The 14,913-nt window shown below is 64.5% G+C and carries 7 protein-coding genes; 2 read left to right on the forward strand and 5 right to left on the reverse strand.

All coding sequences use genetic code 11. The features are described from left to right. Positions 1-6: 6 nt before the first annotated feature. The 5 genes from OKA05_RS21445 to OKA05_RS21465 form a co-directional block, all read right to left on the reverse strand. Positions 7-1,233, reverse strand: a complete 1,227-nt coding sequence (locus OKA05_RS21445; RefSeq protein WP_264489242.1) for a GNAT family N-acetyltransferase — start codon at positions 1,231-1,233, stop codon at positions 7-9. Further along, positions 1,230-1,784 carry a GNAT family N-acetyltransferase gene (locus OKA05_RS21450; protein WP_264489243.1) on the reverse strand — a complete coding sequence of 185 codons (555 nt, stop codon included), beginning with the start codon at positions 1,782-1,784 and terminating at the stop codon, positions 1,230-1,232. The genes OKA05_RS21445 and OKA05_RS21450 overlap by 4 nt, the downstream gene beginning before the upstream one ends. 43 nt (positions 1,785-1,827) lie before the next feature. Further along, positions 1,828-2,418, reverse strand: coding sequence for a hypothetical protein (locus OKA05_RS21455; protein WP_264489244.1), 591 nt, complete (start codon positions 2,416-2,418; stop codon positions 1,828-1,830). A 163-nt stretch (positions 2,419-2,581) separates the two neighbouring features. After that, positions 2,582-4,744 carry a xanthine dehydrogenase family protein molybdopterin-binding subunit gene (locus OKA05_RS21460; RefSeq protein ID WP_264489245.1) on the reverse strand — a complete coding sequence of 721 codons (2,163 nt, stop codon included), beginning with the start codon at positions 4,742-4,744 and terminating at the stop codon, positions 2,582-2,584. Next, positions 4,741-5,220 carry a (2Fe-2S)-binding protein gene (locus OKA05_RS21465; protein WP_264489246.1) on the reverse strand — a complete coding sequence of 160 codons (480 nt, stop codon included), beginning with the start codon at positions 5,218-5,220 and terminating at the stop codon, positions 4,741-4,743. Before OKA05_RS21465 ends, OKA05_RS21460 begins: the two co-directional genes overlap by 4 nt. A 318-nt stretch (positions 5,221-5,538) precedes the next feature. On the opposite strand from OKA05_RS21465, the gene OKA05_RS21470 reads away from it, so the two are divergent. Next, entirely contained in the window at positions 5,539-10,134 is a 4,596-nt protein-coding gene (locus OKA05_RS21470) for an Ig-like domain-containing protein (RefSeq protein ID WP_264489247.1), read from the forward strand. A 213-nt stretch (positions 10,135-10,347) separates the two neighbouring features. Then, on the forward strand, positions 10,348-14,901 hold the full coding sequence (locus tag OKA05_RS21475; RefSeq protein WP_264489248.1) for a chitobiase/beta-hexosaminidase C-terminal domain-containing protein: 4,554 nt from the start codon (positions 10,348-10,350) through the stop codon (positions 14,899-14,901). Positions 14,902-14,913: the final 12 nt, after the last annotated feature.

Consider the following 14,913-nt stretch of genomic DNA (forward strand, 5'->3'; position numbering starts at 1 on the left):
GCCGGTTCATGCGCCGACCTCACACTGATAGCGGGCCACGAAATACGGCCCGACTTGCCGCTCGCTGTGTTTCACGAAGCCGCGCTTTTCGTAGAGCGCGCAGAGCTTCGGGCGGGATGCTTCGCAGTCCAGGCGCAGGTAACGCCGGCCCGTTGCCATGGTGGCTTGGCGGGCGAAGCCGATCATCGCGTCCATTACCTTGCTGCCGGCGTGCTCGCGCCGGACGGCGATGCGGTGGAGATAGATCGCTTCGCGTTGCGGGACGTCGGGCCAGAAGAGCTGGTCCTCGTCCTGCATCTTGAAGACGCCGGCGGCTTCATCGCCGATCCACGCGAGGTGAAAGAGGCCGTCGCTTACGCCAGACCCCACCGCTTCGGGCGAAAGTTCGCCTGCCTTCCATAGAGGCTCACCGCGTTCGGACAGCCACTGCGCGGCTTCGGTCAGGATCGCGGAAACGATTCCGGTTTCCGCGGCCGAGGCGCGGCGGATGACCGGTGCGCGTGGGACGGTCAGCTCCGAGAGTCGCTCGCGTTGGTTTCCTTCGTCATCGAAGTTTGCGGGGACGAGCCAGCGCTCGAACGACTTGCGTAGTGCCGGCCATTCCTGATCGGTGATGGAAAACCACGCGGTGTCGCGGTTGCGGCCTTTGACGATGGTGGCTTGGCGGAAGTTGCCTTCGAAGGTGAAGCCGAGCCGCCGCGCTGCGGCGCGCGAGGGCGCATTGAGCGCGTCGCATTTCCACTCGTAGCGGCGATAGCCGAGATCGAAGGCGCGCGCCATCATCAGGAACATCGCTTCGGTTGCCGCGGGACTGCGTTTCAGCAGCGGCGAATAGGCGAGGTGGCCGACCTCGATGGACCCGACCTGCGGGTCGATCCGCAGATAGCTCGCGACGCCGATGGCCTTTCCGTTCGCGCGGTCGAGGATGGCAAAGAACAGCGGATCGTTGCCCTCGCTCACTTCAGCGGTCCAAGCCCGGTAGGCCTCTTCCGATTCGAAGGGGCCGTAGCCGAGGTAAGTCCACATCCACCCCTCGGCATCCAGCGCATTGGCGGCATGGAGGGAGGTGGCATGACGTACCGGATCCAGCTTCTCCAGGCGACAGAAGCGCCCCTTCATCGGTTCGCCGGAAGGCGAGGAAGGCGGCTGCCAATCGGGCACGGGGAAGCCGACCGGCTGCCCGAGGGCATTCAGGTCGTGGGAGGTGGGGACATGCGGAGCGGAGGTGGTCACGGGAGACTGATCCTCGAATAAACCCGTGTGTCCCGCAAGCCGCCGGAGAGATTCCGCCGGTCTTTTCGCAAGATCCCTTCCAGTTCGAAGCCCGCGCGCTCCGCCAATCTCCAACTCGCGACATTGAGTGTGTCGGTGGTCAGGAATACCCGCGTCGCCCCGAGCACCTCCAGTGCGTGATCGGCCAAGGCGCGCACGCCTTCCGTGATCAATCCCTTTCCCAAGAAACTACTACGTCCCCAGTAGCCGATCTCGAACTGCCGCAGCTCCCAATCCGCATCGTGGAGTCCGCTGCCCCCAACCAGCGTCCCGCCGTCCTTGAGAAAGAAGAACGCCATCAAGTCCTCATTGCGCAGGAACCTCTCATGCGCTCGGCAGCACGATGCCTCGGACTCCGCCGGAGTCCGTGGTGGTGTCACCCAGCCCAGCCAGGGCAAAAGCTGCTCCAGTGATTCCTTGATCGCCTCATTAAACACCGCACCATCCCCCGGCCGCGCGACGCGGATGATCAGGCGTTCGCTTTCGATTTGCTCGGGAAGGACGGACTCCATGAGTTCAAGGCCTTCCTAACACCCGTTTATGTCCGGGGCAATATTACGCATCCGGAACCTCTGCCCCGTGGTCGAGCCAGAGGCGGAATTGCTTGGTGAATTCCTCGTGGGTGAGGGGGGGGAGGGTGCGGCCGTCGCCGGGGTCCCAGCCCCAGAGGACGAGCTTGTCCTCGGCGATGTGGTGGAAGAGTTGCTCGAGGTCCTTGCCGCCGTTTTGTTTCGGGTCCTTGATCTGGGCGGCGAGTTCGGCGGGGGATTTGCCTTCGAAGACCATCGGCATGTCGGGCGGGGGGAGGTGCCAGTTGGGGTTGCCGGGCGGCATGTTCTCGCCGGGCAGGTTGGTGTGCTGGTGGCAGTTGGCGCACTTGAGTGCGTAGATTCCTTTGCCCTCGGGGCCGGCGGTGACGTTCATGTCGTGCGGATGGCTGTCGTCGCCTTGCAGGGGGGACTTGCCGGCGGGGTGGCAGTTCATGCAGCGCGGGTGCATGAGGACCTTGTAAACCTCGCGGAAGGCGGCCTTGGAGATGGCGGGGTCGGCTTTCTTCGGCTTCTCCTTCGGCTCATCCTGGGCTTGGGAGAAAGAGAACGCGGTGAGGGCGAGGGCGGACCCGCAGAGGATGGTGATGGTTTTCATGGCGGATAAGATTGTGCCGGGTGATCAGTGATCGGTGATCAGTGGAAGAGTGAGATTTGGGGAGGTGCAGAGTTTGGCGTTTCCCATGGAACCAAGGAGGGGCGGGACGCCCCTCCAACGGACTGGGGCAAGATGCCCCAGCTACTGTTTTCGCGGCGGGCTCTCAGGCATTGAGGCGGACGGGTAGCTCGCGGACGCGTTTGCCGGTGGCGGCGTGGATGGCGTTGCAGACGGCGGCGGCGAGAGGGGGGACGCCGCATTCGCCGGCTCCGCCCATCTTCTCGGTGCTGGGGACGATGTGGGTCTCGATGAGCGGGCTCTCGTGCATGCGGGCGACCTGGTAGTCGTGGTAGTTGCGTTGCTTGACCGCGCCTTTTTCGAAGGTGATCTCGCCGTGGAGGATGGCACCTAGGGCGAAGACGATGCCGGATTCCATCTGGGCCTTCACGCCATCGGGATTGACGGCGAGGCCGCAGTCGATGGCGCAGGTGACCTTGTGGACCTTGGGCGCGCCTTCCTTGGAGACGGAGACCTCGGCGACTTCGGCGACAGTGCTGCCGAAGCTTTCGTGCACGGCGATGCCGTGGAAGTGGCCATCGGGCAAGGGCTTGCCCCAGCCGGATTTCTCGGCAGCGAGATTGAGCGCGGCGAGGTGGCGCGGGTGGTCCTTGAGCAGGGTGCGGCGATACTCGACAGGGTCCTTGCCGGCGGCGTGCGCGAGTTCGTCGATGAGGCATTCCATGACGAAGCCGGTGTGGCTGTGGCCGACCGAGCGCCACCACAGGACGGGGATGCCGGGCTTGGGCGAATGCAGATCGACGCGGCGATTCGGAACGGACTTGAGGTAGGGCGAATCGGAAACGCCTTCGACCGAGGTGGCGTCGACGCCGTCCTTCACCATCATCGCTTCAAAGGGCGTGCCGGCCAGAATGGACTGGCCGACGAGGGTGTGCTTCCAGCCGACGGGCATACCGGATTCATCGAGCGTGATCGAGGCGCGGTGGAGGAAGGCGGGGCGATAGTAGCCGCCGCGCATGTCGTCCTCGCGGGTCCACATGACCTTGACCGCTTGCTTCACCGCCTTGGCGACATGGACGGCCTCGACGATGAAGTCGGAGACGGGATTGGCGCGGCGGCCGAAGCCTCCGCCGAGGAAGGTGGTGTGGATCTCGACCTGCGATGGCTCCACGCCAGCGGCCTTGGCGGCGAGCTGTTGGTCCATGGTTTGGAATTGCGTGCCGGCCCAGACCTCGCACTTGCCATCGGCGATGCGGGCGGTGGCATTGAGCGGCTCCATCGTCGCGTGGGCGAGGTAGGGGACGTAGTACTCGGCCTCGATGGTCTTGGTGCCTTTCGCGGAGGGCAGGTCACCGGCTTTCGCGGCGACGGCGCCTTCAGTCGCGGCGAGCTTGCGGAATTCTTCCAACAGGGCGGCGCTATCGAGCGCGGGGCCGGGGTTCCATGCGACCTTCAGCGCGTCTCGCCCGAGCTTGGCGGCCCAGAAGTGATCGGCCACCACGGCGACGCCGCTGGGAACTTGGACGACCTCGCGCACGCCGGGGACTTTCTTCGCGGCGGTGGCATCGAATGATTTAACCGAGCCACCGAAGCCCGGCGGGCGGGCGATGACGGCGGTGAGCAGGCCATTGAAATGGACATCGATGCCAAACTTCGCGGTGCCGTTGATCTTCTCCGGGCAGTCGAGGCGCTTGGTGCCCTTGCCGATGAGCTTCCAGTCCTTGGGGTCCTTGAGCGTGACTTTTTCGGGGATGGGAAGGCGCGCGGCTTCCTCGGCGAGTTCGCCATACGAGGCGCGCTTGTTGCCGGCGATGACGTTGCCATTCTCGGTGCGGCAATCGGCGGGCTTCACGCCGAACTTAGTGGCGGCGGCCTGGACGAGCAGCGCCTTGGCCATGGCACCGACCTGCCGGTAGCGGTCGAATTCGGAGTGAGTGGTGGTAGAACCGCCGGTCATCTGCATGCCGAAGGCGGTATGGGCATAGACGGGGGCGGTGGGGGCGTGCTCGGCGGAAACTTTCGACCAATCGGCATCGAGTTCCTCGGCGATGAGCATCGGCAGTGTGGTCCAGATGCCCTGGCCCATTTCGGCGTGGGCGAGGAGCACGGTCACGCGGCCATCGGTGCCGATGCGCAGGAAGGCATTTGGCGCGGGAAGCGGGCCGGGTTTGCCAGCGGGAGCACCGGCTTCAGCGGCAGCAGCGCGCTTGGGCAGCGGGACCACGAAACCAAGCACGAGTCCGCCGGTGGTGGCGAGGAAGCGGCGGCGGCCGAGGGGGGAGGCATTGGTGTCAGTGCTCGCGTTCACTTGGCACCTCCTTTCGCCTTCGCGTTCGTTTCCGCGGCGCGATGGATGGCGCAGCGGATGCGCTGGTAGGTGCCGCAGCGGCAGATGTTCCCGCTCATGGCGAGGTCGATGTCGTCGTCGGTGGGGTCGGCCTTTTCGCGCAGCAGCACGGCGGCGGACATGATCTGGCCGGATTGGCAGTAGCCACACTGCGGGACGTCCTCGGCGGTCCATGCTTCCTGCAAGGCCTTGCCGAAAGGATCGGCGGCCATGCCCTCGATGGTGGTGATGTTTTTCCCAAGGGCGCGGGAGACGGGCGTGACACAGGAGCGGATGGCCTCGCCATCGAGGTGGACGGTGCAGGCACCGCACTGGGCCATGCCGCAGCCGAATTTGGTGCCCGTGAGGTGCAGCAGGTCGCGCAGGACCCATAGCAGGGGCGTGGAGGGATCCGCGTCCACCGCGTGATCCTGTTGGTTCACTTTGAGGGAGATCATGGCAGGAAACTTTTCGGGAATCCGGCATGATGTACCCTCCGCGGGAGTTTGCCAGTGTTCAGTTTTTCGTTTTCGGGGAAAAGAGGGGATGTGCCGAGTGATCAGTGTTCAGTTGAAGAAGGGGCAGTGGAAAAGAGGGGCGTGGTCTGGGTGACGGTTTCGTCACCTTGGGTGCGCTGGGCGCCTTCCTGAGGGAGGGAAAGTGACCAGCAGCGGGTGCTGCGGAGGTTGCAGGCCTTTGAACACCACTCCATTGGGTGGCGGGGAAACTCACGAAATCCTTTGAAAGGTCACCTAGGGTTCGATAGGCCCTTACCCATGAACCCGGAAAAACCCAAGTGCCGGGGGATCGCACGGACCACTCTCCTGGTTTTGGCATGCTTGTGGGCGGGCTTCCCGCTTCGTGCATCCGGTCAGGCAGGTGGGCTGGATGCTCCCCAAGCGGTCGGTGCCTTTTTCAACAATGCCTTCCCGCAAGCGGCTCCGGGCTCCTCCAGCGGTTGGCAGGCGGTGAACGCGTTCCCGAACCTGACCTTCGTCGATCCGCTGTGGCTGACCGAGATCCCGGGGACAAACGAGTTCTTGCTGGTCGGGAAGAACGGTCAGCTCTGGCGCTTTGAGAACAATCCCGCCGTGACCCAGGCGCAGGCGGTGAAAGTGCTGGAATGGGCGGCCAATACCGAGACGGCGGACGACCAGGGATTCTACAGCCTGGCCTTTCATCCGGAATTCGGCCAAGCGGGTTCGCCGAACGCGAATTATGCGTATGTCTGCTACAGCCGCCGGACGGTCGTCGGGGTGGAAGACAGCAATCGCAGCTATTGGCGGGTCTCGCGGTTCACGTGGGAGCCGGAATTCGGGAGGCTGGATGCGGGAAGCGAGTTCGTGCTAATCAACCAGTATGACCGGTGCCGCTGGCACAATGGCGGCGCGATGTTCTTCGGAAATGACGGCTTCCTTTACATCAATTGTGGCGATGGCGGGGACAGTACCGAGGGCGGTGGTCTCACCGGCGCCGATGGCGCGCTGAGCCGGACGCAGAAGCTGAACGGGGGACTTTTCAGCGGGGTCTTCCGCATCGACGTGGACAACGACCCGGCGAAGTCGCACCCGATCCGCCGCCAGCCGCAAAGCCCGGCCAACAAGCCGGCGGGCTGGCCGGCGAGTGCCACCCAGGGCTATGGCATTCCCAATGACAATCCGTGGCTCGATACGGGTGGCTCGATCCTTGAGGAATACTGGTCGCTCGGCCTGCGCAGCCCGCACACGATGCACTACGACGCCGAGACCGGCGACATCTGGATCGGAGACGTGGGTGAAGGCGCGCGCGAGGAAATGACCCGTGCGCCGAAGGGCAGCAACGGTCAGTGGGGATTCCGCGAGGGCAATATCGCCGGGCCGGGTGCCGTGCCGGGAACGATGATCGGCACCAGCGAGCCGCCGCTGCTCGACTACAATCGCGCCACCGGCACCTGCATCATCGGTGGCATGCGCTATCGCGGCGCGAAGTGGTCCGAGCAGCTCGGGGGCAAGCTGCTCTATGCCGATCACGTACGCGGGCGCATCTGGACCGCCACGCTGGACAGCGGTGGCGGGGCACCAGTGATCGACGAAATCTTCAGCGGCTTGAAGACCGGCGGGAAAGTGGGGATCGCCAACTTTTGCACGGACTCCACGGGCGAGATCTACATGCCCATGGTCAATGGCACGGACCAGCCTGGCGGCACCATCTTCAAGCTGACCACGGCCGGCGTGGCGAATGAGCCGCCTGCGCTTCTTTCGCAGACCGGCGTCTTCTCCAATCTCGCGACCTTGACCACCGCGCCGGGAGTGGTGCCCTACAACGTGGCGAACCCACTGTGGTCCGATGCCGCGGCGAAGAAGCGCTGGATCATCCTGCCAAACAACGGCGTCCACGACAGTGCCGCGGAGAAAATCGTCTTCAGCGAGGAGGGAAACTGGACGTTCCCGGCCGGCACCGTCTTCGTGAAGCACTTCGAGGTGGCGCTGGATGAAGCCAATCCCGCGTCGGTGAAGCGGCTCGAGACACGCTTCCTGATCTGCACCGAGGGCGGCGGGAAGTACGGCGTGACCTACAAGTGGAATGCCGCGGGCACCGATGCCGAGCTTCTCACCAGCGGACTCGCGGAAAGCTATGACGTGACCCTTGCCGGCGGCGGTGTGGAGACGCGCAACTGGGACTATCCCTCGCGCGCCGATTGCCTGCTCTGCCACAATGACGCCGCGGGCCAAGCGCTCGGCGTGCGCACCCATGCGCTGAACAAGAACTTCCACTATGCTGCCACCGGTCGCGAGGCGAACCAGCTCGCGACCTTCAATGCGCTCGGCATGTTCGATGTGACGCTGACCGCGGCGCAGATCGAGGACTTTATTGAAGCCCGCGCGCTGGATGACGAGAGCGCGCCGATCGAGCACCGCGTGCGCTCGTATCTCGACTCGAATTGTTCGCACTGCCACCAACCGGGAGCGACGGTCTCGCACTTCGATGCGCGGCTTGGCACGCCGCTGAAGGTGCAGGGACTGATCAACGGCGTCATCCAGGGGCACTTCAATCTCGGCCCCGACGGCCGCTACATGAAGCCGGGCGATACGGACCTGTCCGCTGTCCATGTCCGCCTGGCAAATGTCGGGAATGGAGCCGCGATGCCGCCGCTGGCGAAGAACGTGGTGGATCAAGAGGCGGTGGACTTGTTGCAGGAGTATCTGGAAAGCCTGAGCGAGCCGGACTTCGTTCTGACCCCTCAGTCGCCGGTGGCTCGCTACGTCCGGCTGACCGCGACGTCGGCCGTGGCAAACGGCCCGTGGACCGCTGTCGGAGAATTTTCGATCTTGGATGGAAACGGGGCGCAGATTCCGATTTCGGAGGTGTCGGTACATGATTTCGACAGCCAGGAAGTGGTCGCCGAGGTCTCGCCAGCCACGCGAGCGATCGATGGTAACCCGGCAACCCATTGGCACACCGCGTACGCGAACAACAATGTGGATCCGATGCCGCATCACCTGACCATCGACGTGGGATCGATCCGGAGCATCGGCGGCTTCGTGTATGTCCCGCGGCAGGGGAGCCAGAATGGCCGCATCGCGAACTACCAGGTCCACTATAGCACTGATGCTGCGACTTGGATCCCCATGACTTCCGGCACGTGGGGAAATGACACGGTGACCAAGACCTACGACGCCTTGGTCGGTCACCGGAAGGCCCGCTGCGAGATTGCCGGACCATCGGGAACCGTGGGTGGGCCTTTCGATGTCACAGTGGTCTTCGACTACGATGTGACGGATTTCACGGAGAGCGATCTGCAAGTCGCCGGCGGCACGGTCACCGGGCTACGCGGCAAGGGTTACTACTATGTGGCTCGTATTTCGCCCACGGCGGCGGACGTGAGCGTCTCGGTTCCGGCAAATGCGGTGAATCCCGGGGGCTTCGGCAGCCGCGCGTCTGCCACGCTGGGGGTGGATTTCGCGGACACCGCGCCGCCGGTGCCGGTCTTCACCGGAGTGCCGGTGCAGGTGAGCGGTTCGTTCCAGGTGGGCCTGGAGTTTGGCGAGCTCGTGACCGGGCTGGATGCCGCCGACTTCAGGGTCTTCAATGGCACGCTCGGCAGCATCGTTCCCAATGGCAACGGCTACACGATCACGGTGACTCCGTCGGCCGCCAGTACGGTGGGATTGGAGTTGCGTGACGGGGCAGTGACCGATCTCTCCGCCAACCGGATGGGAGAGGGTGCCTTCATTTCGACGATGCGTGTGCCGTGGCAGCTCGCCCGCGATGCGGAGGAGGGGACCATCACTGGTGGCTTCGTCATCGAAGATCCGAACGCGACTGCGACCGGCGGGAGATGCCTGTGGGTGCCGCAGGGTAGCCGAAACAATGCGGTGACGCTCAATACCGCCCTAAAGGTGAGCTACAGCGTGATCATCCCACGGACCGGGGAGTATCTTGTCCACGGCCTGGTGAGAGCGGACGATGCGAGCAGCGATTCGTTTTTCATCGGCTTCGACGGCGGGACGCCGTCCGAGTGGCACACCAATCAAATCGCGGGGCAAGTGGGCACGGGGCAGTTCCATTGGGACGTGGCCAACAGCTCGCGGGCACCTGCGACTAACCCGACCATTTTCAACCTGACCGCCGGGGCTCACACGCTGGAGCTCTATGGTCGCGACGACGGGACGCGGATCGACCGCTTGGAAATCCGTCCGCTGCGCCCGTTGCCGCTGTGGAGCGGGAGTGGTCCGGCGCTGGTGATCGGCAGACCCTTCACCGCGACCCTGAGCTTTTCCGAGGCCGTCACCGGTCTCACTGCCGCGGATGTCTCCATCACCGGTGGACAGATCCTTTCCCTGACCGGCACGGGCGACACCTACTTCCTGCAGGTCCAGTCCAACGCCGCGACGGTCGCGCTGACGCTTCCCCAAAACGTTGTCCTCGACTCAGCGGGCAGCGGCAATCATGCGTCGGAAACCTACACCGTGGGCTTCCGGACGCCTTATGAGGATTGGGCACTGGACCACGAGACCAACGGCTCCGCGGCCTCACAGCTCGCGGACGAGGATGTCGATGGGATCGCCAAGCTGCTGGAGTTCGCCTTCAATCTCGACCCCGCGTCGTCGGATCGTGCGACCTATGATCCGGCCGTTATTCCGGGGGCGGGCCTGCCTCGAATGATTGTCGGCGAGGGGCCAGCGCTCTCGCTGCAGTACCTGCGGCGGAAGGGGGTGGCCGGCCTGAGTTACACGGCGCAATTCGGTTCGTCGCTGGATGATTTCGCGAATGCGACCGGCACGGCTGTAGTCGAGAGCATCGATGCTTCGTGGGAACGCGTGACGATCTTGGATAGCAGTGGTGGGGCCTCCCGCTTCGGGCGCGTGGTGGTGACCTTGGCCGCCCCGTGAGCACGGCGACGATGCCGTATATCGTGCGAAATACCCATTCATGCGGGGAACCCCCTGAGGGTTTTGTAGGGGAATCCCCAACTTGAAAGGTGATAAGGGGGTTTCTAATTGATGGCCGGTGGGGGTGGGGGGATAGCTGGACGCGTTCCTGCTCTCCCCCGCGTCTTGCGCTGACTCCCCCGAGTCGGCTTGCGCCGCAATCCCCCCTTGCGAATGAATTGGCTTTCCCTCCCTGTCCGTGGTGTCGCGGCTAGCCTTGCGGCGGCCGTGGTGACGGCTGGTGCCGCGATCCCTGAGTACGGGACCGCGCCGGTAATCAGCGAGTTCCTCGCGTCGAATGGCAGCGGCCTTACCGATCAGTTCGGCAGCCGCGAGGACTGGCTCGAGATTCACAATCCGACCAAGGCGGTGGTGAACCTGAACGGGTGGTATCTCACCGCGAATATCACCAACCTGAAGAAGTGGAAGATTCCCGCGGTGACGCTGCCCGCAGGCGGCTACATGGTGGTGTTCGCCTCGAATCGCGACCTGAAGGTCACGGCGAATCCGCTGCACACGAATTTCAAGCTCGGGGCCTCCGGCGAATACCTCGCGCTGGTGAAGCCGGATGGGACCACGGTGGTGTCGGAGTTCAATCCGACCTTTCCCGCCCAAGTCTCGGACATCTCGTATGGCCTTACGCCCGTGGCTGGCGAACCTTCGGTGCTGTTGGCGGCGGGCTCTCCGGCGGATGTGCTGGTGCCGTCCGGCACTCTTCCCACGAATTGGAAGCTGCCCACCTTCACGCCGGATGCGGCCTGGACGAATGGGCTCTCGGGCGTTGGCTTCGATGTTACGCCGGTGGCTGCGGGGGGGGCGAAGATCCTGTTCGTGGTGGATACCAACGCGACTGCCGCGGCGCGTGCCGGCGATGATTCCGTGGTGGCCCGCCTGACCAACACCTTCGGACACGTGGTCACCACTGTGGATGACAATGCGGTGCAGGCGACGAGCGCGACGGGGAAGGATCTGGTGCTGGTGTCATCTAGCGTGGTGGCCAGCGCGGTGAGCACCAAGCTCAAGGATGTGCCGGTGCCGGTGGTGAACTGGGAACGCGGCCTGACCGATGACTTCCTGTTAAGCGGCGTCGGCTCCGCAGTGACCTCCCAGAGCATTCACGTGACCACTGCCGGTTCCGCTCATCCGATGGGGGCGGGCTTTGTCCCGGGACCCCTGACCGTGCGCAACGCCTCCGGCACCCTGAATGCGGCCGATCTCTCCAACCTCGCAGAGGATGCCGTGGTCGTTGCGACGGCTGATGGCGGGAAGCCGGTCATCGTCGAAGTCGCGGCCGGGAAGAAGCTTCGCGGCACCGCGACCGCCCCGGCCGCCCGCATCCATACCTTTCTCGGCGATGACGGCGTGGCTGCGCTCAATGCGAACGGCCTGGCGCTTTTCGACGCCTGCATCCTCCATGCGCTGGGCGCTTTCGTGCCGCCGCCGCCGTACCAAAGTCTGATCGGCCACGATCTGACCGCGTCGATGCATGGAGTGAGGTCGTCCGCCTGCATGAGGTTCACCTTCGTGCCGGAGTCGGTCTCGCAGCTCCGCGCCATGCTGCTGAAGATGCGCTGCGACGATGGCTACGTGGCGTGGCTCAATGGCGTGGAGATTGCCCGTCGCAATGCTCCGTTGAGCTTGGCGTGGAATTCCGCGGCCACCGCGGCGGGTGTGGGCACGGACGTGGAGACGATCGACGTAAGTGGCCATCTTGACTTGCTGGTGGCAGGCTCGGTCAACGTGCTGGCCATCCAAGGGCTGAACCGTTCGGTGACGGACGATGATTTCCTCATCATGCCGGAACTGGTCGCCGCCACCGGGGTGACGACGAAGGAGGAATACTACACCAGCCCCACTCCCGCGGCAGCGAACCTGACGAGCACGCTCGGCATCGTGCCGGAGGTCGCCTTCAGTGCCGAGCGCGGCTACTTCAGCGGGCCGTTTTCCCTCACGCTATCGTCTGCGATGCCGGAGGCGCAGATCCGCTACACGCTGGATGGCACTGCTCCGACCGTGACGACGGGGCTGGTCTATACCGCGCCGATTCCCGTGACGACGACCACCACGGTCCGCGCCTGTGCCTACCGCACCGGCTACACCTCGCTGCGGCCGGAAACTCGGACCTACCTTTATCTGCCGGACATCATCCAGCAGCCGGCCACCATCGCGGGCTGGCCGAATCCGCAGATCAGCACCGGCGTCGTCAACAAGGTGCACGACTATGAGATGGACCCGACATTGACGGCGGATCCGGCTTTCCGCGAGGAGATGATCGAGGGCTTTTCCCAGATCCCGACGGTCTCGGTGGTGGTGAAAAAGTCCGACATGTGGACCTCGCTCGGGGAGGGCGGCTTCTACCGGGGCACCGACCTCGAGCGCGCCGCATCGGTCGAATACATCAATCCCGGGAATCCCGGCGAAAACACGCAGGCCGACTGCGGCATCCAAGGCCACAGCCACGACCGGATGAAGCGGTCGCTGCGCCTTTCCTTCAAGGCGGCCTACGGCGACAAGAAATTCGATTCCGCGATGTTCACGGGCGTGCCGTGGGGCGGCGCGAGCGGCAACCGAGAGGTGGACAACATCGTGCTGCGCGCCGGTAATAACCACAGCTTTGCGCGACACTGGAACCCGACGACGAGCACTTGCACGGAAGACGAATGGTATCGTGCCACGCAGATCGCGATGGGCCGGCCGGGTTCGCCGGGGCGCTACGTGCATCTTTTCATCAATGGCATTTACTGGGGCCTCTACAATGCGGTGCAGCGGCCGGATGCCGATTTTGCCGCCGGTTCGCTCGGTGGAGAGAAGGCCGATTGGTTCAGCGTGAACCACGGCGGGGTTCACGGCGGCGACAGCGCGCGCTGGGACTACCTGACGACCACGCTGACCGGGAAGAACATGGCGAATGCCGCGAACTACGCCGAGCTCGGCCAGTACGTCGATCTGCCTGCGTTCGTCGATTATCTGCTGTGCTCGTTTTACAGCGGCATGGACGACTGGCCGGCGAACAACTGGTGGGGCGGCAATCGTAACAATCCCGCCGGGCCATTCGAATTCTTCACCTGGGATGGCGAGACCGCGTGGGGCACCGGCAACGGCTCGAACCTGACGGCGTGGGTGCATCCGACCTTCCGCTCCGTCAACCCGATCTCCAGCGATGCGCCCGCCGTGAGGATCTGGCAAGCGGCCAGGGCGAATCCCGATTTCATCGCGATGATCGGAGACCGCCTGCACAAGCACCTCTCCGCGGGTGGTGCGCTCAGCACCACGGAGGCGGTCGATCGCTGGAACCGCATCAATAACCATGTGAAGGACGCGATCTATGCCGACTGCGCTCGCTGGGGCGATACGATGCAGGAGCCGCCGACGCGCCCGACCGTGGAATGGCAGAACGAGGTGGACCGCGTGCGCAACCTCATGCTCACGGGGACGGCGGCCGGCACGGGGACCACCGACAACGGGACAATCCTCAAGAACGCGATGCGCGTGCAGGGCTTCTTTCCCTCGATCAATCCACCGGCTTTCAGCCAGGAGGGCGGGGAGGTGCCGCAGGATTACCTGCTGGAGATGGTGAATCCGAATGCCACTGGCGTCATCTACTACACGCTGGACGGCACCGATCCGAGGAAGTCCGGCGGGGGAATCGCGCCATCCGCCGCCATCTACACGAGGCCGGTGGAGATCGACTACACGCTGGGGGTAAAAGCCCGCGTGAGGCAGGGCTCCACATGGAGCGCGCTGAACGAGCGGACTTTCATCTCGGAAGGCCCGGCTCCGCTGCGCGTGACCGAGATCATGTATCATCCCGCTCCGCCGAGTCCGGGAGAACTCGCCGAGGGCTTCGCCGATGGCGACGACTTCGAGTTCCTCGAGTTCCGCAACATTGGGACGCAGGGGCTCGACCTGACCGGCGCGACTTTCACCAGCGGACTGACGTTCACCTTCGGTGAAAAAATGCTGCCGCCGGGTGGCTCGGTGTTGCTGGTGAAGAACGCGGCGGCATTCGTCGCCCGCTACGACACGGGGATCGCGGTGGACGGGGTCTATGAAGGCTCTCTTGAGAATAGCGGCGAGCGCTTGCGCCTGAAGAGCGCTGCCGGGAACACGCTTTTCGACATTACCTACGACGACGCCTGGCACCCGGGGACCGATGGCGAAGGTCATTCGCTGGTGCCGGTGGATCCACTGGCCGCTCTTTCCGCATTCGAGTCCGCCGAAGGCTGGCGGCCGAGTTCAAATGTCCATGGTTCGCCTGGTGGCGCGGACCCTCCGCCGACGGTGGAGCCCCCGCACCTGACCTTCGAGCTGTGGCGGCAAGCGGTCTTTCCCCCGGAGCAGCTTGGCAACGAATTCATCAGCGGCGCGGAAGCGGATGCCGATGAAGACGGGCTGGCCAACGTGCTGGAATACGTGGTGGGGACAAATCCACTGGTGCCGCAGTCGGCTCGCGCTGGTGTGGAAGGCGGCGTCACCCGCGGCGCGCCGGACCTGGTCCGGACGGCGGGGGGATGGAGCCTGATCTTCTCACGGCGCAAGGAAATCGAGCTCACGGGTCTGACCGTGACGCCGCAATCCGGCCGCGAGCTGGACGATTGGGCTGCCCTGGAAGGTGAGCCTGTGATCCTCGACAGCGATGACGAGGTGGATGTCTTCGCCGTGGATATCCCGCCGGGCGAATCTCCCGCGGCCTTCTTCCGCCTGTGCGTGGGGGTCGCTCAACCTTGATTGGCCGGATCG

This window comes from Luteolibacter arcticus, from assembly GCF_025950235.1.
Lineage (GTDB): Bacteria > Verrucomicrobiota > Verrucomicrobiia > Verrucomicrobiales > Akkermansiaceae > Haloferula > Haloferula arctica.

Bases quoted from the DNA above. Each gene is read 5' to 3' on its own strand.
- OKA05_RS21465 (WP_264489246.1), bottom strand. From the start codon at position 5,220: ATGATCTCCCTCAAAGTGAACCAACAGGATCACGCGGTGGACGCGGAT.
- OKA05_RS21475 (WP_264489248.1), top strand. From the start codon at position 10,348: ATGAATTGGCTTTCCCTCCCTGTCCGTGGTGTCGCGGCTAGCCTTGCG.
- OKA05_RS21455 (WP_264489244.1), bottom strand. From the start codon at position 2,418: ATGAAAACCATCACCATCCTCTGCGGGTCCGCCCTCGCCCTCACCGCG.
- OKA05_RS21450 (WP_264489243.1), bottom strand. From the start codon at position 1,784: ATGGAGTCCGTCCTTCCCGAGCAAATCGAAAGCGAACGCCTGATCATC.
- OKA05_RS21470 (WP_264489247.1), top strand. From the start codon at position 5,539: ATGAACCCGGAAAAACCCAAGTGCCGGGGGATCGCACGGACCACTCTC.